Annotated in this window: 1 protein-coding gene; it reads right to left on the bottom strand. The window is 47.9% G+C overall.

Annotated elements, in window-relative coordinates:
• Positions 1–338, bottom strand: a 338-nt coding sequence (locus Q4519_RS21795; protein ID WP_303516038.1) for an outer membrane protein OmpK, incomplete at both ends; no start/stop codon positions are given.

Here is a 338-nt window from a genome sequence, read left to right as displayed (position 1 = left end):
CCGTTGAAGCCAGAGAAACCAGAGGTCCAAGATGGGTTAGTAATGGTGTAGTGGCTACCAATGAATGGCGCTACAAACCAGCCTTCACCTTCAAAACGGTATTTACCACCTAGCACTGTGTTACTCGAAGAGAAGCCCCTTGAGTCTGTCGCATAGTGCTGAGCATAAGCGCGAAAGCCTGATTCGCCAAGCTTGTAAGCTGCAGTAACTTTGTAAGCAGTACGTAGGTCACTTGAATCTTCTTGTACGTTTTCAACATCGAAGAAACCGTTTAGTTCACCCCAAGAGAAGCCTGCGCCACCCTCTAGCTCAAGGTAAACGAAGTCTTTGTGGTGTGC

The sequence above is a fragment of the Motilimonas sp. 1_MG-2023 genome (assembly GCF_030547455.1).
In the GTDB taxonomy this organism is placed as follows: domain Bacteria; phylum Pseudomonadota; class Gammaproteobacteria; order Enterobacterales; family CBDFNC01; genus Motilimonas.
This window is presented reverse-complemented; position numbering and strand designations above follow the sequence as displayed.